Genomic DNA, 20122 nt, shown 5'->3' on the forward strand with positions numbered 1-20122 from the left:
ACGCCGATATCCGGCGCGTGATCGAGTCGCTGTTATCCCATAAGCGGCGAGGCGTTTCATGCATCGATGATCGCGGGTGCTGAATGGCATCGTCCGGGTGCTAGGGTCCGGCGCGCCCCGTCGTAACGCCATAGCGCACATACAACAGCCGCTTCGTGCGCTAAGAGGCTGTAGCCTGGGACCAGATGCTCGAGGCGATCACCGCCGCGTATGATCTGTCAACGCGGGATGCTGGTGCTGCCGGCGAGGATTGAACTCGCGACCTCAGCCTTACCAAGGATGCGCTCTACCACTGAGCTACGGCAGCATACCATTTCCGCATGCGCATTGAGGTGCGGCTGGTTAGGCCGGACTGCGCGGGAAGCGGGCCTATGGCTTTGTTTGACCCCAATTGTCAAGCGCCCGATACGCTGTTCCACTTGCCAGCCTCGGCAGATTTTTCCTACACGCGGATTATGAGCAAAGAGGATGAACGCAAGAAGCGGCTGGCGCAGGCGCTGCGGGAGAATCTGCGGCGCCGCAAGGGACAGGCGCGCGAGCAGTCCGCGCCCCCTGCCAGCCCGTCCCAACGCAACGAGGAGCTATAAAGGCGCGCAGGCGCTTTCGAGCCACGTCTTTGCGTCGCCTTTCAGTTGTGGGCCGACAACCTCCAACACCTTTGCATGATAACTGTTGAGCCAGTCGCGTTCTTCGGCGGTCAACAATGCCAGGTCGATGACATTGCGATCGATCGGCGCAAATGTCAGCGTCTCGAAGCCCAGCATCTTCTGTTCCGCGCCGGCAATCTCGCGCTCTTCAACCAACACCAGGTTTTCGATGCGGATGCCGTATTCTCCGGCCTTGTAATAGCCAGGTTCGTTGGACAGGATCATGCCCGCACGCAGCGGCTCGTCGCCGCCGCCGAAGGTCGCGATCCGCTGTGGCCCTTCATGCACCGATAGGAAGCTGCCCACGCCATGTCCGGTGCCGTGCGCGTAATCGAAACCCTGCGCCCAGAGATATTGCCGCGCCAGCACGTCGAGTTGCCCGCCGCGCGTGCCCGCGGGGAATACAGCGCGCGCAAGGGCAATATGCCCTTTCAAGACCAGCGTGAAACGTGTGCGCATTTCATCGGACGGCGTCCCGACCGCAATGGTACGCGTGACATCGGTTGTGCCGTCAAGATACTGGCCGCCGGAGTCGACAAGATAGAGTGAGCCGCTCTTGATGGGCAGGCTGGAAGCCTCGTCCACTCTGTAGTGCGGACTGGCGCCGTTTGGACCGAAGGCTGAGATCGTGTCGAACGACAGATCCTTGAGCTTGCCTGTCTCCTCGCGAAATCCATGAAGCTTCGCCGCTGCACTCAGTTCGGTGAGTACGCCCTTTGGAGCCTCCACAGACAGCCAATGCAGGTAACGGCTGAGCGCTGCGCCATCGCGCGCCTGCGCGGCGCGATGACCGTCCACTTCAGCATCATTTTTGACGGCTTTTGCGAGCACGGCGGGGTCGCGCTGCGACAATATCTTCGCCCCGCCCTTATCGAGCAAGTCGAAGATCGCGGCCACGGCCCGCTCAGGGTCCACCGCCACGGTTTTGTCCACAAAAGATGCCAGAGTATCGGCAAAACCAGCACGGTCATGCACCCGCACGGCATTGCCCAGATGCTGGATCACATCGTCGCTAATCTTTTCTGGCGCGACATACAGGTCTGCGGTCGCGTCGGCATGGACTATTGCATAGGCGAGCGCGACAGGCGTACGCTCCACGTCAGCCCCGCGGATGTTGAACGTCCAAGCAATCGAGTCCAGCGCCGAAAGCACCACCGCATCCGCTTTGCGTGCCATGAGCCAGTCCGCCATATCCTGCCGCTTGTCGCGCGCGCTACGCCCTGCGTACACTTCGTCATGCCTAACGAGCCGCGCCTTGCTGGGTTCGGGCCGGTCGGGCCACACGGCGTCGATGGGATTGGTGTTCACGGCCACTAGCGTCGCGCCCTTTTCGGCCAACGCGCTGGTCGCCTGCTTCACCCAGGCGCTGGTGTGCAGCCATGGGTCGTAGCCGATGCGTCCGCCATCCGCGGCATGTTCGCCCAGCCAGCTTGCGACACTCGTCTGCGGCACACTCTGATATTGCCACAGATTGCCATCCACCTGCTCGCGCACCTGTAGTGTGTAGCGCCCATCCACGAAGATCGCGGCGGCTTCCGGCAGCACCACGGCGCTGCCTGCCGATCCCTGAAACCCAGTGAGCCAGGCAAGGCGTTGCGCATAGGCGCCCACATATTCACTCATATGTTCGTCGGTCAGCGGTACGACGAAGCCATCGAGCCGGTCCTTCTTGAGCTGTTCGCGCAGGGCGGCCAGGCGGGCTTCATAAGTAGACATGCAGTTTTCCAGTACGATACGCTATTACAGCAACATAGTCATACATGCACGGTTGCGCCAGCGCCCGCGTCAGGACAAAAGGCGCGCATGACCATTGCTCCTTCCGTTCCGCCCGTAGCTTCCAAGCGCCCCCACAGCTTCACCACCCATGGCATCACCATCGAAGACCCGTGGGCGTGGCTGCGCGATCCGGGCTATCCCAAGGTCACGGACAAGGATGTTCTCGATTATCTCGGCGAGGAAAACGCCTGGTTCGAAGCTGCCATGGCCCCGCACAAGGCGCTGACCGACGCGCTGTTCGAGGAGATGAAGGGCCGGATCAAGGAAGACGATCAGTCGGTGCCGCAGAAGGACGGCGATTACGTCTACTGGCGGGCGTTTGAAACCGGTGCGCAGTATCGCAAATGGTTCCGGCGTCCGGTCGCGGGAGGTGACGATCAGTTGATCCTCGACGAACCGATGCTCGCCGAAGGTCATGACTATTTCCGCCTCGGCGCGATGTCGGTCAGCCCGTGTGGCCGTTACCTTGCCTTTGCGATCGACACCGACGGGTCGGAGCGATTCGAGGCGCGGATCAAGGATCTCTCCACGGGCGAGATGCTGCCCGATACGATTCCCGGCACCTTGTCGTCGCTGGTGTGGACGAGCGACAGCAAGGGGCTGCTCTACAGCCTCGCCAACGAGAACTGGCGGACCGATAATGCCCGGCTGCACTGGCTCGGTTCGCCGATCGACAGCGATGTCGAGCTGTTCCACGAGGATGACGAAGGCTTTCGCGTCAGCATCGGCCTTACGTCATCTGAAAAGTGGATCGTCGTCGCGACGGGCGACCACGTGACGAGCGAGGCGTGGCTGCTCCCCGCGAACGATCCGCTGGCCAAGCCGCTGCTCGTCTCCGCCCGCAAGCCGGGCCGCGAATATGATGTCGATGAGCGGGATGGGGCGCTCTACATCCGCACCAACGACACGCATCCCAATTTCCGGCTGGTACAGGCAGCGCTGGACACGCCGGATCAGTGGGCCGAAGTGATCGCGCCGTCCGATCGCTTCTATCTCACCGATTTCACGCTGTTCAAGCAGTTCTACGTGACCGAAGGCCGCGACGACGGCCTCGATCAGGTCGAGTTGCGCGATTACGACACGCACATGGCAAAGCGTATCGCCTTCCCGGAGGCAAGCTACTCCGCGAGCCTGGACGACAACCCCGAATATGACGTGACGAAGCTGCGCATCGGCTATGAATCGATGGTGACGCCCGATACGATCTACGACTATCATCTGGACGATGGGCGGTTGGAAGTCCTGAAGATTCAGGAAATCCCTTCGGGCTATGACGCGTCGCTCTACGCGACCGAACGCCTGATGGTGCCCGCGCGCGACGGGACGCAGATCCCGGTGTCGATCGTGTACCCGAAGGACTTCAAGAAGGATGGCAGCAGTCCGCTGCACCTGTATGGCTATGGCGCCTATGGCATCGCGATGGAGCCGGGCTTTTCCACCGGTCGCCTGTCCCTGCTCGATCGCGGCTTCGCCTTCGCGCTCGCGCATATTCGCGGCGGCGATGACCTTGGCCAGCAATGGTATCTGGACGGAAAGCTCGACAAGCGCACGAACACGTTCAACGATTTCGTGGATGTGGCAAAGGGTCTAATTGACCGCGGCTACACGGCGAAAGGCCGGATCAGCATCTCGGGTGGTTCGGCGGGCGGTGAGTTGATGGGAGCGGTCATCAACAGCGATCCTGATCTGTGGGGCGCAGTCGTCGCGCATGTGCCGTTCGTGGATGTGCTGAACACCATGCTGGACGAGAGCCTGCCGCTCACCCCCGGCGAGTGGCCCGAATGGGGCAATCCGATCGAGGACAAGACTGCGTTCGAGACGATCCTGTCCTACGATCCGTACAACAATGTGAAGGCGCAGGATTATCCGCCGCTGCTGGTGACGGCGGGCCTCAACGATCCGCGCGTGACATATTGGGAACCGGCGAAATGGGTGGCGCGGCTGCGGGCAACCAAGACCGACGACAATGTCCTGCTGCTGAAGGTCAACATGGGCGCGGGCCATGGCGGCAAATCGGGGCGTTTCGAGAGCCTGCATGAAGGTGCAGAGGAGTTCGCCTTCATCCTTTGGCAAATGGGCCTGACGGGATAAGGCGATGCCCACCCCCTTCGCCACCACGATCACGGCGCTGCCCGAGCATATCGACGAAATGGGGCATGTGAACAACGCGGTGTGGGTGCAGTGGTTACAAGAGGTTGCTACTCGTCACTGGCAGGCCATCGCCGACCCGTTGCATGTGGATGCCTATGCCTGGGTCGTGAATCGCCATGAGATCGATTATCGTGGAAATGTGCGAGCAGGTGACGCGGTGACGGCGAAGACATGGGTCGGCGAAAGCCCACGTGGTGCGCGCTTCGACCGTTTCGTAGAGTTCACCGGTCCCGACGGAAAGGTGAAGGTCAGCGCCAAATCGACATGGGTGATCGTAGATCGCGAAAGCGGACGTATCCAGCGCATCCCGCCAGAGGTTGCAGCGCCGTTCCTGGCTTAGCCGACGATCAGCCGGGCGATAGTGCGGATCGCCTTCGGATCGGCGATGAACGCCATATGCGTGCAATCGAATTCCAGCGCCATATCGCGCTCGCCATCCTGACCACGCGCGCAAGCCGGTGCAACCACACCATCGCGCGCCGACCAGCAAGCGATGGTCGGTACAGACGGCTTCTGCGACAATGTGCACTGCACTGGCGGACTATCGACAGGATGCCCAGCAATCCGCTCATACATGCGCCAGGCGTTGTTCGCACGCGGATCACCCGAAAAGGGACTGCCCATCGTAATGACGCGGCTCACGCGATCCGGCGCCAGCTTGGCATATTCGCGTGCGATCAGGCCACCGAGGCTCCAGCCGACGATCGTAACCGGACGATCGACGGAAATCGCAGAGACACGCCGATCAATCGCTTCCAGCATATCGGCATTGACGCCCCGATTACGACCAAGGCCCCAACCGTGCACAGCAAAACCGGCCCCAGCCAAAGAGCGCCGTAGCCGCGCCGTCGTGTTGTCGGACGCCATGAAACCGGGAAGCACGAGGACCGGACGTCCTTCGCCTTGTACGGGCAAAGACACCGGACGCGCAAAAGCGGCAGCCCAGCGCATATGGACGAATGCCCGCACTTCGCTCGCCAACAACGCCTTGGAAGGCGCGGAGACGCCGATGGCGTGAGAATCGGTAAAGGCGACGGCGCGGGACATGCCGCCACCATAAGCAAATCGGAGATTTATGAAAGATTTATGACGTGACGATTGCGTATTTGATACGCTCTACTGAGCGACTCTCGCGGCGTTCAGGTCGGCGGGTACGACACGGACCGGCGGACTTTCCAATATCGCTGCCGTCTCGATCAGGTCGAGCGCGCGGCGCGCTTCCCGGTAACGGCGGGCCATTTCCAGCCAACGCTCTGCCGTCGCCTTGCCCGGCAGTCGCGCGATCTCTTCCATTGCAGGAGCAACCCGCCCGCTGGCCAGCAGGCGGGCGATACGCGGGATCGCGCGCTCCGGCAGCGGTGATGGCGTCGAAGCCTTACGGATGATGACAAGATCATGCGCCTCGCGCTGGAACGCCGTCCACCAATCGGTGCCAGGCGGCACTGTGCGGAGCGACGGCGCAATATCATCAAACCCAGCCTGCAAGTCGATGAGCGTAACCGGCTCCCGCGCGGCATTGATGATCGTGGCGACGGCGCGCGGCTGTGCCTGCCCGAAACGCAGCCGCAACTGGCCCTCCAGATAGCCAAGCGGCGAGCCGCTATCCAACGCTCGGCGCGCGGCAAAGGCGACCAGCATCCCTTCGGATCGCGTCGCATTGCCCGATGCGGCCTGCGCCGCCACAGATACGCGCGCCAGTCGATCCTCAAGCTCGCTCATGCGGAGCGCGAGCAAGTCTTGTCGCGCGGCATCGGCGGGCAGCGACACAGGCGCGTTGGGGCTGGACGCCTTCACTCCCGTCGCGACCATTACGGGCTGCGCCGTCCCATTCCACCAACCACTCAGGCGGGGGAAGGCGAGTGCGGCAGCGGCAATCCCTCCCAGGAAAGCCAGTACGATCAGTGCGACCCACAACGGCGCGTTGCTGCGCCGCTTCTCGCGAAATGCGCGCGGGGCGCTTGCAGGTGCATTCGCCGTGAAGGAGGAATCCGTATCATCGGGAGCCGCTACGTCGGCGGGCGCGGGCGCGGGCGTCGTGCCGAGCGGCAGCGGGCTAATGGCGTCTTGGCTCATGCCGTTTCCTTATCGACCCGTTCAGTCAGGAGCGCCACAGTCATTTGCACAATCCGGCGGCAAGGGCCAGCATCGCGTCGTCACGAGGGCTTCGCGCTGCGACGACGCTGGCCCATCCGGTGCCGCACAGGGCAAGCGCCGCTTCGCTGATCGCGACGACATGCAGATCGGATCGACGCGTTACGGGTACGAGTGCCTCCAGCCGCTCACCCGCGCGAGGCGAGTGGACCAGCAGCGCCATGCCTGGTGTCAGGAGCGCAAGGAGGTCTTCGGCATTGCCAATCTCGACCGCTGCATAGACGCAGGCCGACACCACGCGCAGTCCTTTGGGGTCGAACGTCCGGATGTCGCGACCCGAGATATGCAGGACACGATCATGTCCGCGCGCCGCAATCGTGTCGAGCAGTGACTTGACACCATCATTGCCGCTCGTGACGGACGCAAAGCCCGCCTCCGCTACGGCCTGCGCGGTCGCGCCGCCCACCGCAAAGGCAGGCAAATGCCTGTAGAGATAAAGCTGCTCGCCACTCAGTCGAGCAGCATTGGCGCTTGTGAACATGACTGCGTCCACAAGATGCGGCTCCGGTCCCGTCCACGGCAGACCGGTCGTCATGAACAGGGGATAGGCGTGCGCGTCGAAACCAGCCGCGCGCGCTCTTTGCACCGTGACGCCAGCGCCCGGCTCAGGGCGCAGGACGAGCAGGGGACGAGCGGCGTTTATGCCGAAGCCTCCGCAGCACCATCGAACAGGGCGCGAATGGCCGGCGAGGCTTGCGCCAGCAGACTGCGGCCCAGCGCCGACGCGGCGCTCAGGTCGCCCCGCTGCACCAATGTCGTGTCCGACACGCGCTCGGCGCCCTCAGCCGTCAGGATCTCGGCGATCAGGTAGATTGCGTCACCCTCGATCCGCGCCAGGGCGCCGATCGGCGAATGGCAACTGCCGCCCAACGCCAGCAACAGCGCGCGTTCCGCCAGCACGCAGTCCAAAGTGTCGGCATCCGAAATTGCAGATAACAGCGCGCTCATCTCGCCATTTGTCGCCAAGGTCTCGACACCCACGGCACCCTGCGCCGGCGCGGGCATCATCACGTCTACTGGAATAAATGCCCCGATATCATGCTGACCCAGACGGTCCAGACCCGCCGCCGCCAGCAGTGATGCGTCGACTTCGCCCGCGCTCACCTTCGCCAGTCGCGTCGCGACGTTGCCGCGAAACAGCGTCGTCGTCACATCGGGGCGCAGCCGGCGCACCTGTGCGGCCCTGCGCGGAGAGCTGGTTCCCACCACGGCGCCTTCGCGCAGTTCGGTGAGACTTTCTGCGCCAATCAGCTTGTCGCGCACATCGGCGCGCGGCAACATCGCGGCGATTGTGATCTCGGGCGGTCGGATCGTTTCCACATCCTTCATTGAGTGGACGGCGAAGTCGATTTCCCCATCCACCAAGGCCCGGTCCAATTCCTTAGTCCACAGCGCCTTGCCACCAATGTCCGCTAGCGCCCGGTCCTGAATCCGGTCGCCGCTGGTCTTCACCGTGACGATCTCAATAGCCTCGCTGTCCCAGCCGTGGGTCGCACAGAGGGCGGACGCCACCATATTGGCCTGCACCAGCGCCAAAGGCGATCCGCGCGTGCCGAGGCGCAAGGGAAGTCGGGAAGTTGGGGAAGCTGCAACCATATCGCGCTTCCTTCTATCCAGAGGTCGGACTAGAGGGAAGCCCCATGACGATCATCCTTGGCCTGGAATCGAGTTGCGATGAAACCGCAGCAGCGCTGGTGACGCAGGACGGGCGCATATTGGCGCACCGGCTCGCGACACAGGAGGAGGCGCATCGCCCCTTTGGCGGGGTCGTGCCGGAGATCGCTGCGCGCGCACATGTCGAGGTGCTGACGCCGCTTGTCGAAGCCGCCTTTGCCGATGCGGGATTGACGCTCGCCGATGTGGACGCAGTCGCTGCCACGGCAGGTCCGGGGCTGATCGGTGGCGTGATGGTGGGCCTCGTCACCGGTAAGGCGCTGGCGCATGCCGCGGGCAAGCCGTTGATTGCTGTCAACCATCTGGAGGGTCATGCGCTCTCGCCGCGCCTGGCCGATCCGTCATTGCGGTTTCCCTATATGTTGCTGCTCGTCTCGGGCGGGCATTGCCAGCTTCTGCTGGTGCGGGGCGTCGGCAACTATGCGCGCCTTGCGACCACTATCGACGATGCGGCAGGCGAGGCCTTCGACAAAACGGCGAAGCTATTAGGTCTCGGCTATCCGGGTGGACCCGCCGTCGAACAGGCGGCGTTGCGCGGCAACCCAAAGGCCGTGCCGCTGCCGCGACCGTTGCTCGGCGCGGCCGAGCCGCATTTTTCGTTCGCGGGCCTCAAGAGCGCCGTCATGCGCGCTGCCCAATCCGGAAATCACAGCGTCGAGGATATCGCCGCGAGCTTTCAGCAGGCCGTGATCGACTGCCTGATCGACCGCAGCCACCGCCAGCTTGCCGCTCATCCCGAAATCAGCGCCTTCGTCGTCGCGGGCGGCGTTGCGGCGAATCAGGCGATCCGGTGTGCGCTGGAAACGCTCGCCGCGTCCCATGACCTGCGCTTCGTCGCGCCGCCGCTCTGGCTGTGTACCGACAACGCCGCGATGATCGCATGGGCTGGCGCGGAACGCTTTGGGCTCGGCCTCACCGATGGCCTCGATTTCGCCGCGCGGCCTCGCTGGCCGCTCGACCCAGATGCACAGGCGGCGCGCGGCGCAGGAGTGAAAGCATGAAGATCGGCGTAATCGGCGCAGGCGCATGGGGCACGGCGCTCGCGCAAGTGGCGGCCTCTGGCGGCGAAACCGTGCCGCTGTGGGCGTTGGAGCCGGAGGTCGTAGAATCCGTCAACGCGCGGCATGAAAACAGCCTGTACCTTCCGGGCGTAACGCTCGGCGGCCATGTGCAGGCGACCGGCAACCTCGATGATCTGGCAGACTGCGATGCCTTGCTGATCGTCACTCCGGCCCAGCATCTCCGCACCCTGCTGGCGCAGGCACCGTGCGAGAACAAGGCGCTTATCATCTGCTGCAAGGGGATAGAAGCTGGCACTGGCCTGCTGATGTCAGAGGCGGCGCAAGCCACATGCCCCGTCGCGCCCGTCGCGGTGCTCTCCGGCCCTACTTTCGCGCATGAGGTGGGCCGCGGATTACCGACCGCAGTTACGCTCGCTTGCGAAGATGAGGCATTGGGCGCTCGGATCGCGAGCAGGATGAAACGCCCGTCCTTCCGTCCCTATCTATCGCGCGACGTAATAGGGGCGGAGATCGGCGGGGCGGTCAAAAATGTGCTCGCCATCGGCTGTGGCGTCGCGGAAGGCGCTGGCCTTGGCCTCAATGCTCGCGCGGCGCTCATCAGCCGGGGCTTTGCCGAAATGACCCGCTTCGGACTTGCGCGCGGCGCGCAGGCGGAAACGCTTGCGGGCCTGTCCGGCCTCGGCGATCTGGTCCTGACCTGCTCGTCCACCAATTCGCGCAACTTCTCGCTCGGCAAGGCGCTGGGCGAAGGGAAGTCCGCCTCCGAATTGCTAGCCAATCGCCGCACCGTTGCGGAAGGCGCATTCACGGCCCCGGTCCTGCGCGATGTGGCGCGCGCGGCAGGCGTCGACATGCCGATCGTCGAAGCGGTCTGTGCGTTGCTCGAAGGCAGCCGGCCCGTCGGGGATGTCGTCGAAGCGTTGCTTTCACGTCCCATTCGCGCAGAATCGACCTTGCAATAAGCATGGTGGACCGAATTGTTCTTTTACCCGCCCGCGATTCCAATACAGTCGCCCGTTAACGACGAGAGGGGCACTGATTTTTGGCCGTAGGGGCAAGTTCCGACGCGAATGGCGCGCGGCCTCTGGCCGATGCTGCCAACCACGCACGCACCGATGACGAAGATATCGCAGCGCTCGCCAAGGGTGGGCGCACGAATATCTTCGGCTTCCTGCTGCGCCTCGCCGCGCGCCTGCCGTTCCTGTTCATCGCAGGGCGTCTGTATGGCGCGGACGTGCTCGGCCGTTTCGCCTACGCGATCCTGGTCGTTGAATTTGCCGCCCAGCTTGCGACGATGGGCCTGAAGCGCGGTCTTGCCGGCGAACTCAGCGGCACGGAGCGTCCGCACGGGCACATCGTCGCCGAAGCGATGCTGGTGACGCTGCTGGCATCGCTGCTTGCCGCCGGACTGCTGATCCTGATGCCGCAGGCGATGTTCCCAAATAGCGGCATCAACGGCCTAGACCGCCTGCTCCCCCTCATCATCATCGCCGTCGCAGGATCGGACGTGGCGTTAGCCGCCTGCGCCTATCACTTCGACATCAAGGCCACCGTGCGCGCGCGCTCGATCATCGAGCCGTGGGCGATCAGCGCCGGCGCGCTTGGTTTCTACTTCTATTCGGTACGCGATGGCCTCATCCTCGCTTACGTCATCTCGATGATATTGGCGCTGATCGCCTCATTGGTGCCGTTGGTCCGTCACTATGGCATTCCGCGCGGTTGGACGCCGCACTGGAACGTGATGGCGAAACTGACGCGCCACAACCTGCCGCTTGCCGCTGCCGACGCCGTGGAGTGGGGATCGCGTCGCCTCGATCTCGCGATACTTGGTCTGTTCGCTACGCCGTATATCGTCGGCATCTATTATGTAGCGCAGCAGGTCGCGTCCCTGCCGCAGAAACTCAAAACCAGTTTCGAGCCGGTGCTCGGCCCGGTCATCACGCGCAACCTGGCGGAAAACAACCTGCCCGGCATCGCGCGACAGGTCAGTCAGGTCGGCTTCTGGATCATCGCCGCGCAGGCGGGGATCGCGCTGGCGCTCGGCATTCCCGGTGAGGCGGTTATGGGTCTGGTCGGCCCCAACTTCGTGGGTGGCACGGGTGCGCTCGCTTTCCTGCTCGCCGCCGAAGTGGTCGCCGCCACCGCCGTGGTGAGCGAATCCGCGCTGGTATACATGGCGCGGCTCCGCAACCTGGCGATCTCGCTGGCGATGATCGCCGTGCAGGTATGCCTCAGCTTTGCTCTCATCATGGCCGCGCGGCGCAGCGGGTTCAGCCCTCTGGTCGTCGCTGCTGCGCCTGCACTGGCTCTGACGATCGCGCTTGGCCTCAGCTCCCTCGTAAAGGCCAAGCTGCTGTCGCGCCTGCTCAAAGCGCCGGTGAATGCGTGGCGCTGGGCGTTGCTGTGGGCCGCCGCCGCCGCGACGCTGGCGGGCAGTGCGTTTGTCGCACTGCCGCCGCACATGGAGTGGGTCGAATTGGTGTTCGGCGTGCCGGTCGTGCTGGGCGTCTATGCGCTGGTCATCTGGCGGCGCGGCTTCGGACCCGAAGACCGCGCCTTGTTCCGCAAAGCGCCCAAGCCCTAGAGCTGCTGCGCGCGGAGCAGTTTCAGGTCCGCCTCGGGCCGTGCACCGTAATGCGAAATCACTTCGGCTGCGGCGATAGCGCCCAGCTTCAGGCTGTCTTCGACCGAAAGGCCATCGACATAGCCAGTGAGGAAGCCGGAGGCGAACAGGTCGCCCGCGCCCGTGGTATCGACGATCTGCGCGACAGGCGCTGCGGTCGTTTCCGAACGGACACCGTCGACAATCGCGATCGCGCCTTCCGCGCCGCAGGTGCAGACCAGCACCGGAACCTTCGGCGCGATCGCGGCTATCGCCGCTTCCAGGCTTTCCAGTTCGGTCAGCGCGCGGATTTCATCCTCGTTCGAAAACAGGATGTCGATCAGGCCCTCCTCGATCAGCGCAAGGAAGTCGGCGCGATGGCGGGCGATCACGAAGTCGGCGGAGAGCGTGAAGGCGACCTTGCGCCCGGCTTCCTTGGCATAGCCGATTGCGGTCCGCATCGCGGCGCGGGGCTCTTCGGGATCCCAGAGATAGCCTTCGAGATACAGGATCTTCGCGGCCTGGATGGTCGTCTTGTCCAGCGCCAGTGCGGGCAGGAATTGCGACGCGCCAAGATAGGTGTTCATCGTCCGCTGTGCGTCGGGCGTCACCATGATGAGGCAGCGCGCCGTCGGTGGCTCCTGCGTGCGGACGGGCGTATCGAATGCGATGCCGAGCGCGCGAATGTCATGCGCGAACACCTGCCCCAACTGATCGTCGCGTACCTGGCCGATGAAGGCGCAGGACTTGCCGAACGCCGCCATGCCCGCAAGCGTATTCGCCGCCGATCCGCCGCTGATCTCCACCGCCGAACCCATGGCATCGTACAGAAACTCCGCCGTTTCCGCGTCGAGCAACTGCATCGCGCCCTTGGTGAGGGCATGCGTGGCGAGAAAGGCGTCGTCTTCGCGGGCGATCACATCGACGATGGCGTTGCCGATGGCGATGACGTCATATTGGGCGGGGGTCTGGGTCACATAAAGTCCTGATCTGAAAGGCGGGCGTTGGCGGCGTCCTAATGAAAGGAAGCGGGGAGCGCAACGCGGCCATGTTGACGCATGCGACAGCGCCGCCGATAGTCGCTGCATGATCCTGTCTGCCGCCCTGCGTGCCTTCCCGCAAATCTTTCACCCGACGGCGCGCGCGGTGCTGTTCAAGTCGCTGGCGTTGACGCTGGTGCTGTTTACGGGATTGGGCTTTGGCTTATGGGCTGGCCTGCACTGGTTTTTTGCATGGATCGGGTGGGCGAGCACGACGGGCGGCTTCGTGGAAGCCGCCGCCGCATTCGTCATCACGCTGGCCACGACATGGCTGTTGTTTCGTGCCGTGGCGATTGCCGTCTTAGGGCTGTTCGGCGATCAGATCGTCGAGGCGGTGGAGCGCGAAAGCTACCCCGCCGCCGCTGCGGTGGCCCGACATGTGCCCTTCACGCGCAGCATGGCGCTCGCCGCGCGATCGATCCTGCGTACGGTTGGTTGGAACCTCGTGGCGCTGCCCTTCTACATCGCGTTGCTGGTGACAGGCGTCGGCACGATCGCGCTGCTGCTGGCGGTCAACGCCTACCTCCTCGGGCGCGACCTCGCCGACATGGTGGAGGCACGGCATCCTGATCTGCACGCCATTCCCAAGGGCACGCGGATGGCGATGGGCTTCGCTTCGGCGCTGCTGTTCCTGGTGCCGGTCGCGAACCTGCTTGCGCCGATCTGGAGCGCGGCTATGGCCGTGCACATCCTGCATGGCCGCAAAGGGAAGACCCATGGCTAAACGCATTTTTCTGGCGAGTGTGTTGGCGCTGGGCCTTTCCGCCTGCGCCAGCGTACCCGCCGCAGCGCCCGTGTCGACGCTTCCGCCACCCAGCGGGCCGATGGCCAGTGCTTATGGCAAGGGGCATCTGCTGATAGGAGCGGACGCGAAGAAGCTGATCCAGATGTTCGGCCGGCCGCGCCTCGACATTCGCGACCCCAGCGTGCGCAAGCTGCAGTTTGCCAACGGACGCTGCGTGCTGGACACCTATCTGTATGCCAGCGCCAAGGGCAAGGAGCCGGTCGTCACCTACGCCGATAGTCGCACGCCCGCGGGCAAGGACGTGGATCCCGCCGCCTGCGCTACGATGTTGACGGCGAAGTAGAGGCTAAAAACGCCAATTGCCGGACGGCCCAGTCAGCCGCCTCGGCAACTACTGGGTCGGCATCCGCTTTCAACGAATCCAACAGCGGTAGAAGGGTCGGATCCCTGCTGTTCCCCGCCGCGATCGCTGCATTGCGCACCATCCGGTTGCGCCCGATGCGCTTGATCGGGGAGCCGGAGAACACTTCCCGGAACCCCGCATCGTCTAGCGCCAGCAACTCGCGCAATTCCGGTGCGGCCATTTCCGCCCGGCCGATGAACGCGCGGTGCGTCGCCGCCGTCTGCGCGAACTTGTTCCATGGGCACACCGCCAGACAATCGTCGCAGCCATAGATGCGGTTGCCGATGGGCACGCGGAATTCCTCGGGTATCGGCCCCCTATGCTCGATGGTGAGATAGGAAATGCACCGCCGCGCATCGACGCGGTAGGGCGCGGGGAACGCATCGGTGGGGCAGGCCGTCTGGCAGGCGGTGCACGAACCGCAATGGTCGCAACCGGGCGAATCAGGCGTCAACTTCACCGTCGTGTAAATCGCACCCAGGAACAGCCAACTGCCATGTTCCTGGCTCACCAGATTGCTGTGCTTCCCTTGCCAGCCTAGCCCCGCAGCCTCGGCCAGCGGCTTTTCCATGACCGGCGCGGTATCCACGAACACCTTCAACTGGCAATCGGCAGCCTCTACCAACCAGCGGGCCAGCGCCTTCAGCGCTTTCTTGACGATGTCGTGATAATCCTGCCCTTGCGCATAGACGGAGATCCGCCCCCGATCCCGCACGTCTTCCAGCGCCAGTGGATCGCGTGCCGGGGCATAGCTCATGCCCAGCATGATGACGGACTGCACCTCCGGCCATAGCCCTTGCGGCGATCCACGCTGCGCGGCGCGCTCCTCCATCCACAGCATGTCGCCATGGCACCCTTCCGCGATCCACGCCTGCAACCGTTCGGCCGCGAGCGGTGCGGCATCGGCGCGCGCAATCGCACAGGCGGCAAAGCCGATGTCACGCGCGGCACTCTTCAGCCGCTCTTCGAGAGGAATAGGTTGTGTTGTCATGGAGCGCGGCTATCGTCGATCGGATGAACGGCCCTTCCGATCCTGTCCCCTATGCCCTTGAGGGGCATGGACTTGTCAAGCGTTTCGGCAGTTTCCGCGCAGTCGACGGCATCGACATCGCGGTGCCTGCGGGCAGCATCTACGGCGTGCTCGGCCCCAATGGCGCGGGCAAGACGACGCTGCTGCGCACCCTGCTCGGCATTATCGACCCGGATGAGGGCTATCGGACATTGCTCGGCGCGCGTGAGCCATTGAGCCAGGCGCGGATGGTTGGCTATCTGCCCGAGGAGCGTGGCTTGTATCCGGCGATGAAGGCACTGGAGGCGATTGCGTTCATGGGCGCTCTGCGCGGCCTACCTTTGAAAGAAGGGCGGCGGCGCGGGCGCGTGCTGATGCAGGATCATGGTCTTGGCGATGCCATCGACAAGCCGGTTCGCGCCTTGTCGAAGGGGATGGCGCAGACCGTGCAACTGCTTGGCACGATCGTGCATGCGCCGCGCCTGATCGTGCTGGACGAACCATTCTCCGGCCTCGACGCGATCAATCAGGGGAAGCTGGAAGCCCTGATCCGGCGGCAGGCGGCGGATGGCGTGACGATCCTGTTTTCCACGCACGTTATCGCGCACGCCGAACGGCTCTGCGAGCGTATTGCCATCGTCGCGGGTGGGCGAATAAGGTTCGAAGGATCGGTGAGCGATGCGCGGGATCGCTTGCGCCCGCAGGTTCGGCTGGAAACACGCCGCAGTCATGGACCTTGGCGAGAGGCGTTGCCGCTGAACGCGTTGGTCGAAGGCAATGTCTGGTCGTTTCCTCTGCCGGAGAATGGTGTCGAGCCATTGCTCAAGGCGCTGATGGATGGCGACGCGGGTATCGAAAGCCTGTCGATCGAGCGTCCCGGCCTGCACGATGCCTTCGTCGCCATCGCGGGTCCGGATGCTCTGCGGGACATGGGGTCCGACGCGCCAACGGAGGAAGCGGCATGAGGGAGATCCTGCGCGCCGCATTCGTGATCGCGCGCCGCGATTTCACGGCGATCATCTTCTCGAAATCCTTCATCCTGTTTCTGATCGGGCCGTTGCTGCCTGTGGTGTTCGGTGTCGCCTTCGGCACGATCGGGGATCGGATGGCCAACGACAGCATGCGTCCTGTCGTGGCCGTAGCTCTCTCTGCGGCCGAGTCGAAAGCGCTGGACGCGGCGCATCGGCGTCTCGACGCGCGCGGCGTTCCCGACCTGCGCCGCTATCCTGCATCGTCCTATCCGCAAGCGTTGCTGGCGGGCAAGGGGCAGGGGGTGATCGCCGTCCTGTCCGGAACATTGGCGCGTCCGGTCCTGACCGGCAGGCGTGGCGACGTCGACCAGATGCGCGGCGATCTTTCGCTCCTCATCAGCGTCGCCCGTGCAGGCACAACGCTCCCCGACACGCGGATCGCCACGCGCATTGTCGCCGAAAGCACTGGCTCCGACCGCCAGTCGCGCCTGCTGACCGGCCGCGCCGCGCAGGTGATCCTCTTCATGCTGACGATGTTGCTCGCGGGCATGGTGCTCTCCAACATGGTCGAGGAGAAAACGAACAAGATCATCGAAGTGCTGGCCGCCGCCGTGCCGGTGGACGCCATCTTTCTGGGCAAGTTGCTGGCGATGCTGGCGATGTCCTTTGTGGGGATCGCCGTGTGGGCGACGACGGCGCTGGTCGGCTATCTGCTGCTGTTCGGCAGTACAGTTCACAGTCCGGAACCCGCGGTAGGCTGGCCGATGTTCGTTATGCTGGGCGTGCTCTACTTCACTATGGCCTACACGCTGCTCGGCTCGCTGTTCATCGGCATTGGCGCGCAGGCGTCTACGGTGCGGGAAGTACAGACGATCTCCATGCCGATCACCATGGGGCAGGTGCTGATCTTCTTCTTCGCGAGCTTCAGTGTCGATCGTATGGGCCAAACGCCCGAAGTGATCGCCGCGATCTTCCCGTTCAGTTCCCCCTTCGCGATGATCGCCCGCGCCGCGCAGTCGGACGCGCTACTGCCGCATGTGCTGGCGCTGTGTTGGCAGGCGCTGTGGGTGGCGGTCATCATCCGGATCGGCGTCCGACTGTTCCGGCGCAATGTCTTGAAGTCCGGGACCGGCGAGAAGCGACGCGGAATTTTTTCGCGTGCGCTTGTATCCATCGGCCTTTCCCGAACGTAGCTGCTTCAAGTCTGTCAGGAGCGACCCCATGCCCGTTTCCAATACCCTCACGCGCCGCGCCTTGCTGGGCACCGGAGGCGTTGCCGTCATCGCCATCGCCGTTGGCATGTTGCCCGGCGAGAACGACACTGCCAACGCGGCGAAGTTTCCGGTCGCGTTGACGCCCGCGCAGTGGAAGAAGAAGCTTAATCCGCAGCAATATGCGATCCTGCGCGAGGCATCGACCGAGCAGCCCTTTTCCAGCCCGCTGAACAAGGAGTATCGGGCGGGAACGTTCTCCTGCGCCGGATGCGATCAGAAGCTGTTCTCGTCCAAGACCAAATTCGACAGTGGGACAGGTTGGCCGAGTTTCTGGCAACCGCTGCCGCGCGCCATCGCCACCAGCCGCGACAATGAACTGGGCTACAGCCGCACCGAAGTGCATTGCAGCCGATGCGGAGGGCACCTTGGCCATGTGTTCGATGACGGACCGAAGCCCACCGGCCTGCGTTACTGCATGAACGGCGGCGCGATGAAGTTCATGGCTGAGGCCTAGAGCTTCGTGTCGTAGCTGACGCGATACACCTTGATGGTTTCGCCGGGGCGCATGGGCACAGGATGCAGCCAGTCAGGCGGAGTTCCCGCTTCTAGCATGTGCATGAAACCCTTGGGGCCGAGCTTTACGTAATTGCCGACTTCAATGGCAGGGCAATAAGCGACATAGGACACGTGATGTCGGGCCATGATCGAGCGAGCTTGCGTGGCGGGTCCGATGAAGGATTGCATGACATCGCGCATGGAGAGATTGTTGCGGTGATGGCCAGTCGATACGACATTATGATGTGTGTACGCGAGGATCTTTGGACCTTGGTCAAGCGGCGCAAGAATCGTACCGCGTGGAAGGCTCGCAAGCGCGGCTAGCTTGTCCAGAACTAAGCACGGCTTTTCGGTGATAAGTTCATCCGGAACATTGTTTTGCGCGGTTGGCGACTCTTCACCGGGCAAGAAGATCGCGGCAACGGCGCCGATGCCAAGCGGCATGGTTGCGAACAAGGCTAAGGTCGCCGTTATGCGAGCAGGCGCCGTACGCAAGTTCTGTGCCTTGGGCAGAAAGAAGAGAATAACCGCCGCCAAGCCGGGAAGAGCGTAGACATAGGAGATCGACATCGCCCGCGCCACGAGCATCGACACGGCATAGGCACCGCTGCCAAGAAGCAGCATCTGGATCCACTGAAAGCGACGATCGGGTTGCTGCTCTTGCTTTATCGTAAGTAAGATGCCTGCCAGACCGACCAACGGCGGCGCGATGATGATGACCGACAGCAGCGGATTCTGTTCCCAGGCCGGACGACCTTCGCTGACGTTTAGATACCAGTATTTGTACACGAGCGGATCAAGCGCAGCAAAAGGACCGGTCCGGCATTCGCCTCCGGTTGAAAGATACGTTGCAGCCCCCAAGGCGGCTGCCATTGCAGGCGTGGCTGCCCGGCGCCACCAGTTTGCTACCCCAGCGAAATATCTTGTGCCAAGCAAGGCAAGAGTGACTGCGGTGATCGGCAGCAGATATATGGGCGAGATGGCGTCGCAATAGGGTTTGGCCGCTTCAGGCCAACCCCGCGTGCCTAGGAGCAACACCGCGGAGCCTATCGACAATGACATCATGTAGGTTGACAGCTTTGGCCAAGCCTGCCGACCACGCAGGAATGCCAGTGCGAAGACGCAGCCGAACATCGCGGCATAGGGCAGACCTTCGCTCGAGATATGCATCCAGAACGCCACGGCTAATCCCGCAACAATCCCCCCGCGCCTCTGGCGTGCATCGAAGGCGGCCCAGAGCGCCACTGCCGACATTAGGATCTGCCAGCCATGATGGTCAACACGCATTGGCCTCAATTGCGCCAAAACAGGCATCGAGGCGCTGATAAGAAGCATCGCAACTATAGCGGCCATGGTGCCTCCCAGGCGGCGCACGGCCAAGGCAACCATGAAGCAGACAGCGCAGAACAGCAGCAGCGGCACCACCGCCAGTGCGATCCGGTCTGCCATCCCCGTGCCTGCCAGCGGCCTGAACAGTAGCATGATGGTGGCGATGGGCAGGTCCACGATCCGCGACCAGTGCATGGGGCCGCCGAAGGGCATATTGACGCGGTGCTGGGAGACATCGAACCAGCTTTGCCCCGCTAGGAAATCACGAACCTCGACATAGCGTAGGGCATCATCAGGATCGTGAAATCCCAACGAAATGATCTTCGCCCAGTTCGTGCACACCATCATGACGCACATCATGGCCGCGAACAGGCTGACGACAGGCACCAGCCGCCATTCCGCCGGTGGCGGGAACCGGAACGGGCGGCGGGGCATCAGGCGAAGACTATGGTCTTGCGGAGGAGATAGGTGGCGTGGAAGCTCACGATGACGGCGGCGATCTTGGCGAGCCGTGCGTCAATTCCTAAGCCGTCGGCAAGGCCAACGATTCCAGCCGTTAAACCCAAGCCGATCAAGGCGGAACCCAGGAACAGCAGCCGCTGGCGGTGGCGCGTCGTTGCATAGCCGGGGCTTGTGAACACTGCGCGGCTGGAGAGCACCCAGTGCACCGCTATGCCGCAGATGTAGCCAACGGCGGACGACCCAGCCGCGTCCATCCCACTCGCCAGCAGCAACATGAAGACGGCAAGATCCGCCCCCAGCGCCGCAGCGCTGGCGACGATGTAGCGCGTGTAGGTCAACTGCACCCCCGCCGCGAGCCAGCGTGCCAGCAT

20 protein-coding genes and 1 tRNA gene are annotated in these 20122 nt (G+C 63.6%); 11 read left to right on the plus strand and 10 right to left on the minus strand.

The window, feature by feature from the left end; genetic code table 11:
* Positions 1-232: 232 nt before the first annotated feature.
* Positions 233-307 (minus strand) — tRNA-Thr (locus C1T17_RS03110).
* A 64-nt stretch (positions 308-371) separates the two neighbouring features.
* On the opposite strand from C1T17_RS03110, the gene C1T17_RS03115 reads away from it, so the two are divergent.
* Complete coding sequence (locus C1T17_RS03115) at positions 372-587, plus strand: hypothetical protein (RefSeq protein WP_104952168.1); 216 nt, start codon at positions 372-374, stop codon at positions 585-587.
* On the opposite strand, the gene C1T17_RS03120 is transcribed toward C1T17_RS03115, so the two are convergent.
* Positions 582-2363, minus strand: coding sequence for an aminopeptidase P family protein (locus C1T17_RS03120; RefSeq protein ID WP_104952169.1), 1782 nt, complete (start codon positions 2361-2363; stop codon positions 582-584). The genes C1T17_RS03115 and C1T17_RS03120 overlap by 6 nt on opposite strands.
* 87 nt (positions 2364-2450) lie before the next feature.
* Here C1T17_RS03120 and C1T17_RS03125 point away from each other — a divergent pair, with 87 nt between their 5' ends.
* Both C1T17_RS03125 and C1T17_RS03130 read left to right on the plus strand, forming a co-directional pair.
* On the plus strand, positions 2451-4514 hold the full coding sequence (locus C1T17_RS03125) for a S9 family peptidase (protein WP_104952170.1): 2064 nt from the start codon (positions 2451-2453) through the stop codon (positions 4512-4514).
* Between the two features lie 4 nt (positions 4515-4518).
* Entirely contained in the window at positions 4519-4914 is a 396-nt protein-coding gene (locus C1T17_RS03130; RefSeq protein WP_104952171.1) for an acyl-CoA thioesterase, read from the plus strand.
* On the opposite strand, the gene C1T17_RS03135 is transcribed toward C1T17_RS03130, so the two are convergent.
* From C1T17_RS03135 to hemC, 4 genes are all read right to left on the minus strand, one after another.
* Positions 4911-5621 (minus strand): esterase/lipase family protein, encoded by a 711-nt coding sequence (locus tag C1T17_RS03135; protein WP_104952172.1) that lies wholly within the window; start codon positions 5619-5621, stop codon positions 4911-4913. The genes C1T17_RS03130 and C1T17_RS03135 overlap by 4 nt on opposite strands.
* Positions 5622-5690: 69 nt before the next feature.
* Positions 5691-6647: a hypothetical protein gene (locus tag C1T17_RS03140; protein ID WP_104952173.1), complete on the minus strand. Its 957-nt coding sequence runs from the start codon at positions 6645-6647 to the stop codon at positions 5691-5693.
* A gap of 40 nt (positions 6648-6687) precedes the next feature.
* Positions 6688-7311, minus strand: a complete 624-nt coding sequence (locus C1T17_RS03145; protein WP_223262769.1) for a uroporphyrinogen-III synthase — start codon at positions 7309-7311, stop codon at positions 6688-6690.
* 53 nt (positions 7312-7364) lie between these two features.
* Positions 7365-8321, minus strand: coding sequence for a hydroxymethylbilane synthase (hemC, locus tag C1T17_RS03150; RefSeq protein ID WP_104952175.1), 957 nt, complete (start codon positions 8319-8321; stop codon positions 7365-7367).
* Between the two features lie 44 nt (positions 8322-8365).
* Between hemC and tsaD the strand changes: the two genes are divergently transcribed.
* The 3 genes from tsaD (at position 8366) to C1T17_RS03165 (ending at position 12005) form a co-directional block, all read left to right on the plus strand.
* Positions 8366-9400, plus strand: coding sequence for a tRNA (adenosine(37)-N6)-threonylcarbamoyltransferase complex transferase subunit TsaD (gene tsaD / locus C1T17_RS03155; RefSeq protein WP_104952176.1), 1035 nt, complete (start codon positions 8366-8368; stop codon positions 9398-9400).
* Complete coding sequence (locus C1T17_RS03160; protein ID WP_104952177.1) at positions 9397-10383, plus strand: NAD(P)H-dependent glycerol-3-phosphate dehydrogenase; 987 nt, start codon at positions 9397-9399, stop codon at positions 10381-10383. Before tsaD ends, C1T17_RS03160 begins: the two co-directional genes overlap by 4 nt.
* 122 nt (positions 10384-10505) lie before the next feature.
* Positions 10506-12005 (plus strand): lipopolysaccharide biosynthesis protein, encoded by a 1500-nt coding sequence (locus tag C1T17_RS03165; RefSeq protein WP_104954970.1) that lies wholly within the window; start codon positions 10506-10508, stop codon positions 12003-12005.
* Here the strand turns inward: C1T17_RS03165 and C1T17_RS03170 are convergent.
* Complete coding sequence (locus C1T17_RS03170; RefSeq protein WP_223262770.1) at positions 12002-13000, minus strand: adenosine kinase; 999 nt, start codon at positions 12998-13000, stop codon at positions 12002-12004. The two genes, C1T17_RS03165 and C1T17_RS03170, sit on opposite strands and share 4 nt — an antisense overlap.
* 109 nt (positions 13001-13109) lie before the next feature.
* Here C1T17_RS03170 and C1T17_RS03175 point away from each other — a divergent pair, with 109 nt between their 5' ends.
* Positions 13110-13787: an EI24 domain-containing protein gene (locus tag C1T17_RS03175; RefSeq protein ID WP_104952179.1), complete on the plus strand. Its 678-nt coding sequence runs from the start codon at positions 13110-13112 to the stop codon at positions 13785-13787.
* Positions 13780-14151 (plus strand): hypothetical protein, encoded by a 372-nt coding sequence (locus tag C1T17_RS03180; protein WP_104952180.1) that lies wholly within the window; start codon positions 13780-13782, stop codon positions 14149-14151. Before C1T17_RS03175 ends, C1T17_RS03180 begins: the two co-directional genes overlap by 8 nt.
* Here the strand turns inward: C1T17_RS03180 and queG are convergent.
* The gene (gene queG, locus C1T17_RS03185) at positions 14129-15202 is read right to left on the minus strand and encodes a tRNA epoxyqueuosine(34) reductase QueG (RefSeq protein ID WP_104952181.1); all 1074 of its coding nucleotides are present in this window, start codon (positions 15200-15202) and stop codon (positions 14129-14131) included. The genes C1T17_RS03180 and queG overlap by 23 nt on opposite strands.
* Positions 15203-15225: 23 nt before the next feature.
* Between queG and C1T17_RS03190 the strand changes: the two genes are divergently transcribed.
* Genes C1T17_RS03190 through msrB form a run of 3 tightly spaced genes read left to right on the plus strand, consistent with a single transcriptional unit; the run spans position 15226 to position 17919 of the window.
* Positions 15226-16185, plus strand: coding sequence for an ABC transporter ATP-binding protein (locus tag C1T17_RS03190; protein ID WP_104952182.1), 960 nt, complete (start codon positions 15226-15228; stop codon positions 16183-16185).
* The gene (locus tag C1T17_RS03195; protein ID WP_104952183.1) at positions 16182-17384 is read left to right on the plus strand and encodes an ABC transporter permease; all 1203 of its coding nucleotides are present in this window, start codon (positions 16182-16184) and stop codon (positions 17382-17384) included. Before C1T17_RS03190 ends, C1T17_RS03195 begins: the two co-directional genes overlap by 4 nt.
* Before the next feature lie 28 nt (positions 17385-17412).
* Entirely contained in the window at positions 17413-17919 is a 507-nt protein-coding gene (gene msrB / locus C1T17_RS03200; protein WP_104952184.1) for a peptide-methionine (R)-S-oxide reductase MsrB, read from the plus strand.
* Here the strand turns inward: msrB and C1T17_RS03205 are convergent.
* Positions 17916-19724, minus strand: coding sequence for a hypothetical protein (locus C1T17_RS03205; RefSeq protein ID WP_104952185.1), 1809 nt, complete (start codon positions 19722-19724; stop codon positions 17916-17918). The genes msrB and C1T17_RS03205 overlap by 4 nt on opposite strands.
* Positions 19724-20122 carry a GtrA family protein gene (locus tag C1T17_RS03210; protein ID WP_104952186.1) on the minus strand — a complete coding sequence of 133 codons (399 nt, stop codon included), beginning with the start codon at positions 20120-20122 and terminating at the stop codon, positions 19724-19726. Before C1T17_RS03210 ends, C1T17_RS03205 begins: the two co-directional genes overlap by 1 nt.

This window comes from Sphingobium sp. SCG-1 (assembly GCF_002953135.1).
GTDB lineage: Bacteria > Pseudomonadota > Alphaproteobacteria > Sphingomonadales > Sphingomonadaceae > Sphingobium.